General features: G+C 45.8%; 11 protein-coding genes. 7 read left to right on the top strand and 4 right to left on the bottom strand.

Annotated elements, in window-relative coordinates:
- Positions 1–175: 175 nt before the first annotated feature.
- Together poxB and C161_RS25765 are read left to right on the top strand one after the other, a co-directional pair.
- The gene (poxB, locus tag C161_RS25770; RefSeq protein WP_036673710.1) at positions 176–1,903 is read left to right on the top strand and encodes a ubiquinone-dependent pyruvate dehydrogenase; all 1,728 of its coding nucleotides are present in this window, start codon (positions 176–178) and stop codon (positions 1,901–1,903) included.
- A 323-nt stretch (positions 1,904–2,226) separates the two neighbouring features.
- Positions 2,227–2,982: an SDR family NAD(P)-dependent oxidoreductase gene (locus tag C161_RS25765; protein ID WP_036673709.1), complete on the top strand. Its 756-nt coding sequence runs from the start codon at positions 2,227–2,229 to the stop codon at positions 2,980–2,982.
- A gap of 108 nt (positions 2,983–3,090) precedes the next feature.
- On the opposite strand, the gene C161_RS25760 is transcribed toward C161_RS25765, so the two are convergent.
- From C161_RS25760 to C161_RS25745, 4 genes are all read right to left on the bottom strand, one after another.
- Positions 3,091–4,275: an MFS transporter gene (locus tag C161_RS25760; protein ID WP_036673708.1), complete on the bottom strand. Its 1,185-nt coding sequence runs from the start codon at positions 4,273–4,275 to the stop codon at positions 3,091–3,093.
- A 228-nt stretch (positions 4,276–4,503) separates the two neighbouring features.
- Positions 4,504–4,788, bottom strand: coding sequence for an ArsR/SmtB family transcription factor (locus C161_RS25755; RefSeq protein WP_036613842.1), 285 nt, complete (start codon positions 4,786–4,788; stop codon positions 4,504–4,506).
- Between the two features lie 171 nt (positions 4,789–4,959).
- Complete coding sequence (locus C161_RS25750) at positions 4,960–5,301, bottom strand: ribosomal protein L7/L12 (protein WP_036673706.1); 342 nt, start codon at positions 5,299–5,301, stop codon at positions 4,960–4,962.
- 40 nt (positions 5,302–5,341) lie between these two features.
- Positions 5,342–6,541: a cytochrome P450 family protein gene (locus C161_RS25745; protein ID WP_036673705.1), complete on the bottom strand. Its 1,200-nt coding sequence runs from the start codon at positions 6,539–6,541 to the stop codon at positions 5,342–5,344.
- 189 nt (positions 6,542–6,730) lie between these two features.
- Between C161_RS25745 and C161_RS25740 the strand changes: the two genes are divergently transcribed.
- From C161_RS25740 to C161_RS25720, 5 genes are all read left to right on the top strand, one after another.
- A complete protein-coding gene (locus C161_RS25740) occupies positions 6,731–7,708 on the top strand; it encodes an aldo/keto reductase (protein WP_036673957.1) in 978 nt (325 codons plus the stop codon).
- 421 nt (positions 7,709–8,129) lie between these two features.
- The gene (locus C161_RS25735) at positions 8,130–9,230 is read left to right on the top strand and encodes an ATP-binding protein (protein ID WP_017688223.1); all 1,101 of its coding nucleotides are present in this window, start codon (positions 8,130–8,132) and stop codon (positions 9,228–9,230) included.
- Positions 9,218–11,686, top strand: coding sequence for a DUF5682 family protein (locus C161_RS25730; protein ID WP_036673704.1), 2,469 nt, complete (start codon positions 9,218–9,220; stop codon positions 11,684–11,686). Before C161_RS25735 ends, C161_RS25730 begins: the two co-directional genes overlap by 13 nt.
- A complete protein-coding gene (locus C161_RS25725) occupies positions 11,671–12,894 on the top strand; it encodes a VWA domain-containing protein (RefSeq protein WP_235193938.1) in 1,224 nt (407 codons plus the stop codon). Before C161_RS25730 ends, C161_RS25725 begins: the two co-directional genes overlap by 16 nt.
- A gap of 19 nt (positions 12,895–12,913) precedes the next feature.
- Positions 12,914–16,471 carry a DUF4132 domain-containing protein gene (locus tag C161_RS25720; protein WP_036673703.1) on the top strand — a complete coding sequence of 1,186 codons (3,558 nt, stop codon included), beginning with the start codon at positions 12,914–12,916 and terminating at the stop codon, positions 16,469–16,471.

Below are 16,471 nucleotides of genomic sequence, written 5' to 3'. Positions count from 1 at the left end.
TTTTTTGGCATTTTGCTAACAATGAAATAACGGTTCAAGGGTGTGTTTTTTGTTTCATATATCCAGACATACATATTGAGTTGGTTCGGGTTTCAGAAGATTGGGGTATAAGAATAGGTATATTAACCGAGTGGAAACATAATCAAAATGAGCAATTAAAGGAGACCCATCACTTATGAAAAAAACAGTCGCGGACGTTCTGGTTGAATCCTTATTGAACGCTGGTATCAAACGCATATATGGCATTGTTGGAGACTCCTTGAATGCGGTACTCGACTCCATCCGTCGTTCGGGCAAGATCGAATGGATTCATGTACGTCATGAAGAAGTAGCTGCATTTGCTGCTGGGGCGGACGCTCAGGTCAGTGGAAGTATCGCTGTCTGCGCAGGTAGTAGTGGTCCTGGTAATATGCATCTGATCAATGGTCTGTACGATTGTCACCGCAATCGTGTTCCTGTACTCGCCATCGCTGCACATATCCCAAGTGACGAGATTGGCAGTGAATATTTTCAGGCGACCCATCCGGAGTATCTGTTCCAGGAATGTAGCGATTATTGTGAAGTCATTACAACAGCAAAACAGATGCCGCGTTCTCTGACGATGGCCATTCAGACAGCGGTCGCACGGTCAGGTGTGTCCGTCGTTGTATTGCCGGGGGATGTAGCAGGACTTGAAGCAGCGGATCTGCCTGTGCCTGAGCATGTGTATCATGCAACCAATCCAGTGGTACATCCTTCTGAGCCAGAACTCGTTAAACTGGCGGAGTATCTGAATCAAGGCAAAAAAATTACGTTGTTGTGCGGTGCAGGCTGCGCGGGCGCTCGGGAACCCCTTATGCAGCTCTGTGATCGTTTGAAATCCCCGATGGTTATTGCGCTACGAGGCAAGGAATATTTGGAGTATGACAACCCCTATTCCGTCGGCCTTACCGGCCTAATCGGGTATTCATCCGGTTATCATGCCATGATGGACTGTGATGTACTATTGATGCTCGGAACGGATTTCCCATATCGTCAATTCTATCCCGAAAATGCGAAAGTCCTTCAGGTCGACATTCAATCTTCTCATCTGGGTCGGCGCACGAAGCTGGATTACGGCGTATGTGGGGATGTGAAAGCGACCATTGAAACTTTGCTTCCTTATCTGACAGAAGAACACAGTGACAAACATCTGCGTAAAAGTGTGGATCGTTATGTGAAAGTACGCAAAGATCTGGACGAGCTGGCCGTTGGAAAACCGGGTAAAAAGCCCATTCATCCGCAGTACCTGACCAAGGTCATTAGTGATGCCGCAGCTGAAAATGCCATCTTCACCTGTGATGTCGGTACTCCGACAGTATGGGCGGCCCGTTATATCGAGATGTCTCGTAATCGCAGACTACTCGGTTCATTCAGTCATGGTACGATGGCAAACGCTTTGCCACAGGCCATTGGCGCTCAGGTCGCTGATCCGGGCAGACAAGTCATCTCGTTGTCGGGTGATGGTGGTATTACGATGCTGATGGGTGATCTGTTGACATTGAAACAGCATAATCTGCCGATTAAAGTTGTGGTGTTTAATAATGGAGCACTCGGTTTTGTTGAGCTGGAGATGAAAGCTGCCGGATTCCTGGAGTCCGGGACAGAGCTTGTCAATCCCAACTTTGCGATGGTTGCTCAGGCCATGGGCATGGAAGGTATTCGGGTTGAGGATCCGGATGATCTGGAAGGAGCTGTGCAGCGTGCGCTTCAGCATGATGGTCCTGTGTTGATTGACGTGGTGGTGAATCGTCAGGAATTGTCCTTACCTCCGAAGATTGATATCAAACAGGCGGAAGGATTCACCTTATGGATGATGAAAGCCGTGCTCAATGGACGCGGTGACGAAATTATTGAATTGGCAAAAACGAATTTGCTGCGTTAAAGTGTTTTGATAAGCGGATATGCACCGTTTGAAGTTGTAGAGATACCGACTTAAAAAGTATTGTATATGTAAAAGAGGAGCATGCAACAAGACGTAATAGTTGTGTGCTCCTTCAATTGAAATGCTGAAAATGTGACAGGTGATATAGTATGAATACATATTATATGATTTGTTTTTATGTCGAAAGTCTATTAGAATAGGTAAAGTCAGGAAGGTTTTATGCCATTTTTGACCTACATATTGCATCATTGCATGTAAGTACGTTTCATATCGTATTCATCGATCCAATCACAAGATGACACACACACATGGAGGAGATCAACATGAGTCACGCAGGAAAAGTAGCCATTATTACTGGAGCAGGAAGTGGATTGGGCCAAGCAGCAGCATTGAAGCTGGCTGAGAAGGGTGCATCCATTGTCGTTGTGGATCTTGTCGAAGAGACAGGTCTTGAAACGGTTAAGCAGATTGAGAAGCTGGGAAGTAAAGCTATTTTTGTACAAGCAGATGTAAGTAAAGCACCTGAAGTTGAGAATTATGTGAAAAAAACAGTCGAAGAGTTCGGACGAATCGACATGTTCTTTAATAATGCAGGTATTGCAGGTCCTGGGATCAAGCTGATTGAACATACGATTGAGCAGTTTGACCAGATTATTGATATTAACCTGAGAAGTGTATTCTACGGGTTGAAGTATGTAATTACTGAAATGCTCAAAACAGGTGGAGGTTCCATTCTGAACACGGCCTCTACGGCCGGTATTGTTGGTGTACCCGCAGTTGCACCATACGCAGCAACCAAACATGGCGTGGTGGGCTTGACCCGTACAGCTGCGATTGAATATGGTAAGGACAACATTCGTGTAAATGCGATTGCGCCAGGTACAATTGAGACACCGATGGTTGTTCAGTTTGGTAAAGACAACCCTGAAGTGTTCAAGGCAACCGTTGATAGCATTCCATCCGGACGTCTGGGCAGACCGGAAGAGATCGCGAATTTGGTTTCCTTCCTGCTTGGAGATGAAGCGCCTTATATCAATGGTGCAGTATATCCGATCGATGGTGCAGTTACGGCCCAATAAGAGTTCTGCTTATCGGTAATAGAATAGCCGTTAAAATGGTTAAAGAGAGGCCACTGTATACGTACAGTACCTCTCTTTTTGGTTTGTCTTTTATACTACTAATTCATATCAGGCAACGTTGTGCGATGTATTGGTTTGTGTACTTTTGACAGGTGCTGAACGATACGAGCTTATAACGATGATGACGGCAACAGCAACCCCCACAGCGCCAATCCAGGTAATGGATGATAATGAAACGCTGCTGACCGCGATTCCGCCAATACCTGCGCCGGCAGCCATGGCTAATTGCATCACCGAACTGTTGAGACTTAGCATAATGCCAGAGGATTCCGGAGCCATGGTGACCAGGTTATATTGCTGAGTTGGACCCGAAGACCAGGCGGCAAAAGACCACAAAATCAGAACAAGGAAGACAGCGAGATGAGAGCTTGCTGTTATATTCAACAGGACCAGACTTACGATATGTAATGTCATGCCTGTGATCAGCGTTCGTTTGACACCCAATCGGTCAGCACTGAACCCTCCAACTTTTGAACCGATCAGACTTGCTATGCCAAATGCGAGTAAAGCTGAACTGAGTAGTGCTTCGCTCATTCCTGAAACGGATACAAGGTAAGGTGAAATGTACGTGTAGGCAATGGAATAACCACCTAACCAGAAAAATGTCACCAGCAGTGCCAGTACAATTCGTGGCTGTTTGAGCAAAGACAGTTGTTTCTTCAGCGGAACAGGCGCTTCTGCTTTGGAAGGCGGAATGGCGGCCGCAATTACCAGCATGGCGAGAACGCCAAGAACAGCGATACCGGCAAAAACAAGCTTCCAATCCCAAGATGCAGCTACAAGCCTTCCGAGCGGAACGCCAATGATCAAAGAAGCCGTAAATCCAGTGATTACTGTGGCGATTGCACTAGCTTGTTTGCCCTCAGCCGCTATTTGAGAAGCAACCGTTAATGCCGTGACAACAACAACACCCGCGCCTAAAGCCATCAACACTCGTGCTGCGACGAACAGTCCATAGCCCGGCAACAGGTAAGCAAGAACATTAGCCACAACGAATAGACCGAGGAAGTATAACAACAGCTTGCGACGGTCCCAGCGCGAAGTCAGTGCAATAATGACAGGTGTACCGAGAGCATATACGAGTGAAAAAATCGTAATAAGCTGTCCGGCGGCGATTAAAGAGATATTCATCGTATCTGCAATTCGATCCAAAATGCCGGCAATGACATATTCGGACGTTCCCACAAGGAAACTGACCAAGGCAAGAACATAGATTTTGAGCGTAGAAGACATGGAAACATAACCTCTTTCTGATTATTATTATATTTTTAGAAATATAGAAATAAAGACGATAGAACAAGACATGAATGCTCTGAATGCAACCCATCTGCGCGAATGGTAATGTTACAACCTAGATAATGAATATTGGAATAAGCGTAAACTTAGGTGACCTGGTTTTACTAATAAATATTGTGCGTTGTTTCAATATTTCTAATTATATAGAAATATGACTCAAATTTTTTATTTATTTAGCAGATAGGGAACAAACTTTTGTGCGGTCTCCGTGTTTAGGCTGTAGTAGATATACGTACCTTTCTTTTGCGATGTAAGCAGACCACAATCGGACAGCTGTTTCAGGTGATGAGACAGAGTCGATAGGGCAACCGTAACAAGGCGGCTCTCCAGATCGGCAGGACACAGGTTGCTTTCGCCCGATAAAATCTGAATGATTTTGTAGCGTGTTTGTTCGCCCAGCGCTTTATGAATTTTGACAACTTGTTCAATCTCATTCGAGTTTGATTGCATAATGATCGGTCCTTTCGTCTTTATTTCTTATTTCTAGTAATATAGAAATAACAGTAGCATATGTTGTTTGAAAAGTAAACTCTCGGACGAAGATTCCATACTTTCTACTGCGTCTGTGTTAACAGCCGAAAGTCTGGAGTGACTTCCCCCGAGAGTTATGTGAGTTGTATATTACCGATCTAGGGAATCAACATAGTCTTTGGCTTCCTTCAACGAAAGACCTCGGGCTTCACGCAGTCGTTTGATCGCCATAATTTTTTTCCCTTGTTGTATCAGTGTAAGCAGTTCCTGATCCAGATCCGTTTGGGCTGGTTGGCTTGTGTGAGAAAGAGATGCTTCTTTCGGCGACAAGGTGTAATTGAAGTCGGATCGGACGCTGTCGGTTGAACCGTTCTCCAGACGCTCGACATCTCTTTTCAGTTCATTTAATTGGCGTTGCAGGCTGGTGACTCTGACCAGTAACACAAAGATCAGAAGCAGCAAAACGATCCATACCAAGGTGTTCATTTCCATGATGTCATGTGCCTCACTTTCATTTATTCATATTTAGCCATTATTTTAGTTGAACCGGGATTTCCTTGACACCACGAACATTCATACCTGGTCTCCATTCCAGTTCATTCACATCTGCCTGAAGCTGTATATTTGGAAAACGATTCAGAAGTGTGCTGACTGCAATCTCACCTTCCAGACGAGCAAGCGGTGCTCCCAAGCAGAGATGAATGCCTTTGCCAAAAGCCAGATGCGAACTCTTCTCGCGTGTGATATCGAAAATATCAGCATCCTTAAACTGCTGTTCGTCCCGGTTGGCGGAATCAAGCGCAACAATGACAAGATCACCTTGAGCGATACGTTGTCCACGGAATTCAATATCTTCCAGAGCCCAGCGGGATGTGCTGAACTCCACCGGTCCGTTATAGCGAAGCATCTCTTCAATGGCATTGTGAATAAGCTCGGGCTGGTTGATCAGCAGTTCGCGTTGCTCCGGATGCTCCAGCAGGGCGAGAATCCCATTTCCAATCAGATTCACGGTTGTTTCATGACCGGCAATAATTAATAAGGAGACAACGCCAAGCAGTTCTTGTTCAGTTAACTGTTGCCCGGATTCTTCCGCAATGACGAGCTGGCTGATCAGATCAGTGCCGGGATCTTGGCGAACTTTTGCAAACCAGGCCGTCAGGTAATCCGTAAACTCTCTGGCATGCTGCTCAAACAGCTCGGCGCTCTCGGCTATGGAAGCATCAATTATCGTATTGGACCAGATGCGGAATTTGTCACGATCGTCAAGAGGGACTCCCAGAATTTCACTAATGACAATGATGGGCAGCGGGAAGGCAAAGTCATCGATCAGATTCATTTTTTCCTGTGACGGGAGGTTGTCCAGCAGTTCATCAGCAATGCCCTGAATATGGCTCCGCATGTCTGCGACCATTTTGGGTGTGAATGCTTTCTGCACAAGTCCCCGAAGACGCTTATGATCCGGCGGATCGGAGAACAACATATTATTGGAGAAGATGCTTTGATTGTCAGCGCCGTAACGTCGGACCATATCTTTGCTGAAGCGAGGATCTTTCAGGATCTGAACTGCATCCTCGTATCGCGTAATAATCCAGCCGAATTCCCCGTGAGGAAACATGACTCTGAAAACAGGCTCCTCTTTTCTTAACATTTCATATACCGAGTAAGGGTTATGCGTGAATTCTTTCGTGAAAAACGCTGGCTTTGAGGACTCGTTGGATTCATTCGGATTCAAATGCAAAATCTCCTCTCATATTTCTGCATAATACCTGCACCCTCTATATATTCAATACACAAGCTTTTGAAACCTTGTTTTTTCTTCATATGGATGATAGAGCAGGAAAATAGAGGAAGATGGAAGAAGACATGGTAGAGAGAATCGGTTATTATGCTTGGTAAAAATGAAAATGAGGTGAACGCTGACATGTCTTACGCACAACTTCCTTTGCATCATCACCAGATTCCGGCAAGTCGAATGGTTCTTGGCTGTATGCGGTTTGGGGGTGAATGGGATGGGTTCCCCATTACTTCAGATCTTGTCGTAGAAGGTCATCGAGCGGTAGAAGCAGCTATCGAAATCGGCATTAATCACTTTGACCTGGCGGATATTTACACACGTGGTAAGGCAGAGCATGTCTTGGGACGAGTTTTATCCGAAACTCCCGGTTTGCGTGAACAGATCATTATACAGTCGAAGTGTGGTATACGTCTTGTGGGTGATGATGAAGGGCCACAGCGTTATGACACCTCAGGTGCACATATCCTGGCGAGTGTGGACGGTATCCTGGAACGGCTCGGAATCGGATATCTGGATATTTTGCTGTTACATCGTCCTGACCCACTTGCCCATCCGCAAGAGATTGGGGAAGCACTGGCTGAGCTGCATCATTCCGGTAAAGTGCGCCATTTTGGTGTGTCCAACATGGGTTCTGAACAGATTCGTCTTCTTCAGCTTCATAGTAAAGTACCTCTGATTGTGAACCAGTTAGAGATGAGTTTAGACAAAATTGGATTCGTAGAAGCTGGTGTGACGGTAAATCGTCCTCAAGCCAGAGACAACGTGTTTCCCTATGGCACGATGGAATATTGTCAGGCAGAGCATATTCAACTGCAAGCTTGGGGTCCACTTGCTCAAGGGCGATTTACTGGCAGGGTAGTTGAGGGACAGCGTCCTGAGATTGAGCATACGGCTCAATTGGTTGATCGAATGGCCAAGGAGCGTGGGGTGACACCAGAGTCTATTGTACTGGCTTGGTTAATGAAGCATCCAGCAGGGATTCAACCTGTCATTGGTTCGATTCGACCAGAACGTATTCTGGCCTGTCGCGATGCAACGAATATTGAACTTACCCGTTATGAGTGGTACCAGCTGTATTCCGCCTCATGCGGGCGTAGAATGTAAGTAGAGACTTCTGAGAGATTGGTTAGTTTTGATCAAAATTTATAGATATTGGGTGAAATTTGAACATATAAGAAGACACAGGCTGCTGATGACCTGTGTCTTCTTTGTAATAATCGGCTTCATTTGGTTGAAACACACGATCGAAAGTGTAATGATTCCTAAGGTCATATGGCCTACAATGCTTTTAAATGGGTAATAAGCATGCTGATTCTGATCCGAAACCAGTGTGTTGGCACGGCTGTAAGGATATTTCACCTTCATATTTGCGCTAGAGGCTATGTCCATGGACTTAGAAGAAGTGCTGATAAGAAGGACGTTTCAACCATTTTTATCGTTTTACCGGGTAGTTGCTGGAGTGCTGTGATAAAATGATAGGAATAAGAACATACGATCTGTTTACGTGAGAGGAGACACCTTGACGATGGAGATGCTTAAACCACCCGCCGAGACATTATACGAGGTTGAATTACGTGCGCTGCGAGAGGAAGATCAGGGGAAACGTCCCCCGAACTGGCTGTTATCTCCCGCCTATGTGCGCGATTTTATTATTGGCAGGGATAAGCCTGCGTTATTAAATGGAGAAGAAATCACGATTACCCGCAAATTCTATGGCAATGACGTGTTAATTGAACGTGCAGTGGTTACTCTGGCAGGCAATCGAGGATTAATGCTCGTGGGAGAACCCGGGACAGCCAAGACCATGCTTAGCGAACTGCTGACCGCAGCGATCTCCGGTACCAGTCTAAACACGATTCAAGGTACAGCAGGCACAACAGAGGATATGATCAAGTATTCCTGGAATTACGCCATGCTGCTTGATAAAGGCCCTTCGGAAGCTGCACTTGTGCCATCACCGTTATATAACGGCATGAAGAAAGGTATTCTTACCCGTTTTGAAGAGATTACACGTTGTCCGGCTGAAGCGCAGGATAGTCTGATCAGTATTCTCAGTGACAAGGTCATGAGCATTCCTGAACTGGATGGCGGTGTACTGTTTGCCCAACCAGGATTTAACGTCATTGCTACAGCTAATATTCGTGATAAAGGTGTTAACGAAATGAGTGGTGCATTGAAACGTCGCTTCAATTTTGAAACAATCAAGCCAATTCATAACGTAAAAATGGAAGCCAAAATCATTGAATCCCAGGCACGAAGCCTGTTATTACATAGTGGAATTGATATTGATATTAACCCGGACGTGGTTGAATTACTGGCTACAACATTTATGGAACTGCGCACCGGCATGACACGGGAAGGGTACAAGCTTGACACCCCTCAAGCATCCATGAGTACGGCGGAAGCGGTGTCTGTCTATGTCCAGAGTGCGATGACTTCCTATTATTACGAAGATAAAGCTATTGGGCTGGATCGGTTGGTGCAGAACATGCTGGGGACCATTGCAAAGGAAAACGACAAGGATCTGTCCATTCTCAAAACCTATTTCTCCAAGGTCGTAAAAGAGCGTTCCAGAGAAGAGGGAATGTGGAAGGACTATTATGAGGAGAGAAAATGGATCGGTTAAGAGCAGTACTGGACCCTGATGTTGATCAGTTACAATCCTTGTTCGAGTCCCAGGTATATGACCTGAGTAATCATACGGTTTATTATCCAATACGACACCATAGCCCTGCATGTTCATATCACTTGTTACGATTAATCGGGGACTACAAACCGGATATTATTCTGATCGAAGGACCGGAGAGCGGTAATCCATTAATTTCGGTGCTGAGTGATGAGGCAACGATACCTCCTGTCAGTCTGTACTATACCTATGAGAGTGAATTGGAGAGAGAAGCTTGCTATTATCCGATGCTTCGTTATTCGCCTGAATATGTAGCTTTGAAAGAAGCAAAACGGCTGGATATTCCGGCGAAGTTTATTGACCTAGACTATCAACACTTCTCCACTCGTGCATCCAAATCCGGCCAGACAGAACAAAAGGAGATCTCCATTCAGGACGAAACCTTGCTTGCGGGGTCTGATTTCATTAACCGATTATGCCAAAAAACAAACTGCCGCAGTTTTGATGAATTGTGGGAAAAGGTGTTTGAAATTGGTGGTCTGGAAAAATCCACTCAGGCATTCGTGCAGGATGTATTCACGTATTGTACTTTATCCCGAATGTGCTATTCCACGGAACGATTACAGTCTTCAGGTGATCTGGCAAGAGAAGCACATATGAAACAACATATTCAACAAGCGGTGCAGGAGCATGACCGTGTGCTTGTCATTACCGGTGGGTTTCATACGTATGGACTGTTGATGTCAGAGCAACATGAATCCCAATTGGAACGGCCAGAAATGGATAAACGGCATACAGACCATCGTTTGGATGGACAAGGTAAACCAGGAACGTCTCAACAAAGTGCGGTTAATCCAGATACGGTTCACCAACAAATGTACCCAATGGTCTATACCTTTGCTGAAGCGGATCGGCTTAATGGATATGCGAGCGGCATGCCTTATGTAAATTATTACGATCAGATCTGGAACCAGCTGCTTCGCAAAAAGAGTACACCGTATAATCTAACGGCTCTGGACTTGTTATCCCGGCTGATGCGCCAATTACGGGATGGTCACGAACATGTATCAACGAGTGATGCGATTGAGGCGTACAGCATGATTCAAGGTCTTGCCGGGCTTCGGGGTAAAAGGGAAGGCGGCGTCTATGAGTTGATGGATGCAGCACTCTCTTCCTTTGTGAAGGGGGAGCTTACCTTGGCGACCGATAAACCGCTGCAAGAGCTGCAGCAGTTATTGACTGGAGACGTCATTGGAAGCGTGGCTCCCAATTCATTCAGTATTCCCATCGTGGAGGACTTCAAGGCGCGTTGTACAGAGTACAAACTGCAGATTCGTACAACAGGTCAACACAAGAAAGTGCTGGATCTGTATGCGAAACCGGAGCATCGTCAGATAAGCCAATTGATTCAATGCATCACCTATCTGGTTCCGGAATTTGCGAAACGGCAATCGGGGCCGGACTGGATCGCAGAGCGTGATATGAATCTTGTTCGCGAAACCTGGGTTTATATGTACTCATCCCGTATTGAAGCCAGATTGATAGAAAACTCTCTCTATGGCGGAACACTTGCTGGAGCAGCCACACGCAAAATGGAAGAACAGATGCAAGAAATACCGGATCATCATAGCGGTGAACTTGCCCGACTCATGCTTCAAGCGTTGCTCATGGGGCTTCAAGACACAGCGATGAAACTCTATGAACAGGTGCGCTCGGCGCTGAGAACCGACGGGAATTTTCTATCCTTATGTAACAGTCTGCATATCTTGAACCGAATTCATCAACACCGCAGGTTGCTGGGATTATCTGACGAGCAACATCTCCCTGATCTGGTATCCGAAGCTTATAGAAACGCCGTGGACAAGTTGTTACAGCTCTCCAGAGCCAATCCGGATGAACATGAAGCCATTATTCAGGGATTGAAGCTGTTAGCTATGCTCGCGGAGTCATCAGAGGAGAATTTTCAGGATGAGACATTCCGAATTCACCTGAATGAGCTTCTGTCTGATCACCAGCTTCCGGCTCAGCTGGAGGGTGTGTGTGTGGCTATTTCCTCAGGGCTCGGTGACAGGCCCAGGGATGAGATTGTTGATCGTGCTCGCGGGTATATCCATGGTACACCGGATCAGACCCGTCAAACGGCACTTTTTTTACAGGGAGTATTCACTGTAGCACGTGACGCTTTTTTATATGAAGATCAGCTGTTGTCTGAGTTGAATTATCTGATTGAACAGCTGTCATACGACGACTTCATCAGTATGGTACCGGAATTGCGGTTGGCATTCACCTACTTTACACCAATGGAGACGGGCTTGATTGCGGAGCGGGTGGCGAGTCTGCATCAGGTTGAACCAGAGGAGATGTTGAGGCCTGCGGTGGATGAACAGATGCTGATTCAGTCCAAGACGTGGGATGAAGCGCTTCGAAAGGAGTTTGCCGCATGGAAGCTAATATGAATGAAGCGAATCGGACAGCGGAAGGAACCGGAGAAATCAATGAAAGTTCCAATCCGGATGGAAGCAACCGAGGGGATCAACATTCTGCTGAAACCTTAAATCGATGGCGTCTGATTCTCGGTGAATCGGCGGAAGAAGGGTTGTGTAATACAGACCAATACACTTCTGTTGAATTTCAATATACGGAAATCGATGAGATTCTGGGGTATCTCTATAACCGTGAATACGGTGAAGAACAAGGTTATCGAAAAGAGGGAGGACGCGGTGCATCTAATCTGACTGTACCAAAATGGCTGCACAAAGTAAGGGATCTATTCCCCAAACCAACGGTAGAAATATTGGAAAAACAGGCGCTTGATCGTTATGGGCTGACAGAATTGTTAACGGACAAAAAGCTGCTTGAATCCCTTGAACCCAACATGAATCTGCTCAAGAACATTATGCAGTTCAAAGGACGGATGAAAGGTGAGGTATTAAAGAGCGCCAAGGATATCGTGCGAACTGTGGTTGAAGAGCTCCGCAGCAAGCTGGAATCGCAGACCCGAGCCAGTATCATGGGCAAGCGCAGTCGCTATACCACCAGTTCAGTGCGATCCTTGCGCAATCTGAATTTCAAGCGAACCATCACCAAGAATTTGAAGAATTACGATAAAAACAAGCGCAGGTTTGTGATTGATCGTCTATATTTCGACGGGAATATCCAGCCCCATAACAAGTGGAACATCATCATTGGTGTGGACGAGAGTGGCAGTATGCTGGATTCAGTCATCTACAGTTCGGTGATGGCCAGCATCTTCTACCGCTTGAATGCGCTGCGCACCCAATTATTCATATTTGATACGCAGGTTGTTGATCTTAGCGACAGGCTGGAAGACCCTGTAGACGTGCTCATGAATGTACAGCTCGGCGGGGGGACACATATTACGAAAGCGTTGCGATATGGCGAGACGTTAATCGATAATCCAGGCAAAACCATCTTTATTCTGGTCAGTGATCTGGAGGAAGGGTACCCGATCGCGCAAATGTACAAAGCCTGTAAAGATATCATCGATACAGGATGCAAGCTACTGGTTCTCACTGCACTCGATTTTAACGGGGATTCAGTCTATAACAAACACGCAGCACAGACATTAACCAATATGGGGGCACATGTAGCAGCAATTACGCCTAACGAACTCGCGGATTGGATTGGCGAGATCATCACTTAAATTCAAGGAGGAATGTGTAATGCTTACCGCAGACCGCGCAGTTGAAACTTTGGTGGAGAAATTCGCAGTAACTTGTTCAAACGAGTATTCATTAAAAACAGATCGAAGCTCCGAAATTATTGATTACGTCTTGGGAACGACAGACAAGTTCCCGGATATGTTGGGAAATTCGAGTCATTATGTGTATCAAACGATTGATCTGCTCATGAAGCTTGCCAAAAAAGACGACGGAGATATCTTTTACCGTGCCGGGGCTATTGTGATATATCTGGAATCCAATTATTCCAAAAGAAATTCATGGAGAACGGATGCCTTTACTGTCTGTATGGGAAATGACTCCGAAGCTTATGGATTAAGCGGGAAGAGCAAAAGCGCTGATCGCATGGATGGATTGTTGTCTCGGTTGGAGAAGATCAAACAGTTTGCAGGCGAGAACGAAATTTTGACTGAATTAAAGAGTAAATTAAAGCGTGCCCAGTGGCTTTTTGATTCCAAAAAAGCGGACAGTCAAGGGGATTACCGGGATGTAATTAATGCATTAATGCTGCTGCAATTATATTCAAGACTCAGTGACACGGCTTCTCATCTTGCAGAGGTTCAATCTTCTGTTCAATCGTTACCAGTGTTGTTTCAACATGTAATGGCTAATGATGCAGATAAGTTGCGGGACGAGTTACATACGTTGATTGAACCTGTAGTGGTCAGTAATATTCAAGGAAAGCATAACGGATCTTCCCAAGAATTGAAGGATGAATTCCTCAAGGAGAAGCGTAGTCAGCTCATAGCTGAACTGTATCCCAATACGTCTTTCTCTTCAAAAGAGCAATGTTCAAACACAGTATTCCATCAAACTATGGTACTTGTGAGTGGTGCCTTGTTGTACCTGATTAACATTAGTGGAGGTAAACAACGGTTCCTTGATACAAATAGTGAGATTGGGCATGTTTTGCTTCACACAGTACATCAATTACATGAGATTTATCCACTTGAAGTTCGCCGTTACTTGCTGAGTATGGACCCTAGAGCCAAGAGTCCAAATGATCTGCTTGCTGGACTTGTGCCTCTGGATGAACCTTATCAGTTGATTGAAATGTTGCGGGACGAGCTTAATTCGTACACGGTATCTTGGAACATGTTACAATCCGCGATCGCGAATCGTCCTGAACAAGCGATTCGAGCATACGAGATTATCAAACCGCCATTCCTCAAACTCTGCATTCAGAAATTCATGGAGGATCAAGGATTGACATTGCCTAATGCGGAGGGGTCACTGGAGCAAGCGGTATTTAACGCTCTTCGGCATCCTTTGGACGGGGGACGTCAAGGACTTGCGATTGCAAGATACTTAAGTGGGGAAAACACCCTGGAGGAATATTGGGAGGACCCAAATAGTCGCGGGTTGTTTAATCAACTGAATCGGGATAAGAAGCGTGTTCACAACCTCATTAGTATTAGTTTTCTGCCCTTGGATTCGGAGGCGATGCGCAGGTTTGCAATCCTGACTACTCATCCCGATTGGACACTGGATATTATCTCGGACATGTACAATTCATACGCTTTTAGTGGAGAGCAGCTGCTTCAACGTTACGGGCAAGACCCTGAGGTGCAACGTGAGAAATTGCTAACCAGCCTGATCTCACTTAATGGCATGACCGACTACAGATACAAATCGATGCCGCATGACGAATACCGCCGAATCATTCAGCAGAATCTGGACTATGCACTGACACAGTACAAGAAACTGCCAACAGATACACGCATTTTAATTCTGGAGATTACCTTTGAACAGCGTGATGAGTTATCGAAGAAAATATTGGCCGAAGCGATTCGTGCCGGATTGCAGGATTCTTCCAAAAAGGCCAACGGCGTGGCGTTAGCGGAATTCAACCGAATTCCTGATCAGGACTTGTATACGCTCATATACCTCTCGGAGAAAAAAGTGGCGATCAAAGAAATGGCTCTGACTGCAATCCGCAGTCTGGAAAACAGCAAGGAACTGTACGGTGAACTTTTGAAGAAAGAGAAGTCCGACGATTGGAAGAGCTTGATCCAAATTCTGCTAGATACCGCAGATCTAAGTCCAGAGTATGCCCATGCTGCACTCGCTGATCAGGCGGATGCCAAAAAGTTGTCGAGACTGAGCTGGTTGTCCTTGAAAGATCTCCCTTCACTGATACGTATTGAAGACAATCAGCCTTTAGATGACCGGATTAAACAGTATGCTTTGGTCCAATCATTGGATCATACATCCGGTCCTAATGAACGGTTGAATGAATTACGAGATTACGTAAGTGAGGCATCGCTCGCTCGTTTTGCAAGTGAACTGCTCCAGGTCTGGATTCAGGAAGGTGCTCCTGCAAAAGAGAAATGGGTGATGTATGTATCAGCACTCTTTGGCGATATTCACATTGTGAATATTCTGGCTCCGCAAATTAAGGAATGGACAGAAAACAGTCGTGGCGCGATTGCAGCAGATGCTGTAAAAGTGCTCGCTTATCTGAAAGATCCATCCGCTCTTATGGCGATTGACAAGATCAAACGTGGCGTGAAGAACCGTCAGGTGAAAGGTGCAGCAGAAGAAGCATTGCAACTTGCAGCCGATAATATGGGACTCACCTCGGAACAACTGGAGGATCGGCTGGTCACCACACTTGGTTTTGATGAAAAAGGAACCATGCAGCTGAGTTACGGAGAGCGTTCCTTCCTGGTTAAGGTCAATGGAGACTTACAAGTCGTTGTCTTAAATGAAGAAACGGGCAAATCCGTGAAGAGTTTGCCTGCTCCTGCACAGAAAGATGATCCTGAATTGGCAGCGCAGTCCAAGGCACGTTTCACACAGCTGAAAAAAGATCTCAAATCCATGGTTAACATTCAGGCGCAGCGTCTGGAAGAGTCATTGTCCAAGCAACGTCTGTGGTCTGCCGATGAGTGGAAAGCATTGTTTGTACAAAATGTAATCATGCAAAAATTTGCTGTTGGTCTGATCTGGGGAACGTATGAGGATGGCGCTCTGATCAGCACCTTCCGTTATATGGAGGACGGCACCTTCAATTCTGTGGATGAAGATGAGGTCGATCTGCCTTCGGATGCGCAAGTGGGACTTATACACCCGTTGGAACTGGATCAGGCAACGCTTGAAGGTTGGACAACGCAGTTGGAGGATTACGAGATCAAGCAGCCATTCGAGCAATTGAATCGTGAGATTCACCAGCCAGAAGATGAGGATAAAACGAAGAATGAATACGATCATCTGCCCGAGTCTGATTTTTCACCAACGGCTTTCCCCAAAGCACTGGAGAAATACGGTTGGATCAAAGGACCGGCACAGGACGGCGGCTGGTATCATGAATTTTATAAAGAGTACGGAGATCTTGTTGCAGAATTGCAATTCAGCGGTACGAGCATCACGTATTACGAGGGATTGGATGACATTACCCTGGAATCCCTTCATTTCTTCAAACCGAATAACAAGCAATATTATTACTATGGTGACAACAAACCCATTGCTCTAGGCAACGTTCCAGGTCGCGTGTTCAGTGAAACGATCTACGACATTCTGAGAGCAACGGGGCGTTGA

It is taken from the genome of Paenibacillus sp. FSL R5-192, from assembly GCF_000517845.1.
Classification (GTDB): domain Bacteria; phylum Bacillota; class Bacilli; order Paenibacillales; family Paenibacillaceae; genus Paenibacillus; species Paenibacillus amylolyticus.
Note: the sequence above shows the minus strand (reverse complement) of the source record. Positions and strands in the feature narration are given on the sequence as shown.

What these genes read in the sequence shown, in the direction of transcription:
- C161_RS25725 (WP_235193938.1), top strand. Translation starts at nt 11,671, where the DNA reads ATGGAAGCTAATATGAATGAAGCGAATCGGACAGCGGAAGGAACCGGA.
- poxB (WP_036673710.1), top strand. Translation starts at nt 176, where the DNA reads ATGAAAAAAACAGTCGCGGACGTTCTGGTTGAATCCTTATTGAACGCT.
- C161_RS25760 (WP_036673708.1), bottom strand. Translation starts at nt 4,275, where the DNA reads ATGTCTTCTACGCTCAAAATCTATGTTCTTGCCTTGGTCAGTTTCCTT.
- C161_RS25735 (WP_017688223.1), top strand. Translation starts at nt 8,130, where the DNA reads ATGGAGATGCTTAAACCACCCGCCGAGACATTATACGAGGTTGAATTA.
- C161_RS25730 (WP_036673704.1), top strand. Translation starts at nt 9,218, where the DNA reads ATGGATCGGTTAAGAGCAGTACTGGACCCTGATGTTGATCAGTTACAA.
- C161_RS25750 (WP_036673706.1), bottom strand. Translation starts at nt 5,301, where the DNA reads ATGGAAATGAACACCTTGGTATGGATCGTTTTGCTGCTTCTGATCTTT.
- C161_RS25720 (WP_036673703.1), top strand. Translation starts at nt 12,914, where the DNA reads ATGCTTACCGCAGACCGCGCAGTTGAAACTTTGGTGGAGAAATTCGCA.
- C161_RS25740 (WP_036673957.1), top strand. Translation starts at nt 6,731, where the DNA reads ATGTCTTACGCACAACTTCCTTTGCATCATCACCAGATTCCGGCAAGT.
- C161_RS25755 (WP_036613842.1), bottom strand. Translation starts at nt 4,788, where the DNA reads ATGCAATCAAACTCGAATGAGATTGAACAAGTTGTCAAAATTCATAAA.
- C161_RS25765 (WP_036673709.1), top strand. Translation starts at nt 2,227, where the DNA reads ATGAGTCACGCAGGAAAAGTAGCCATTATTACTGGAGCAGGAAGTGGA.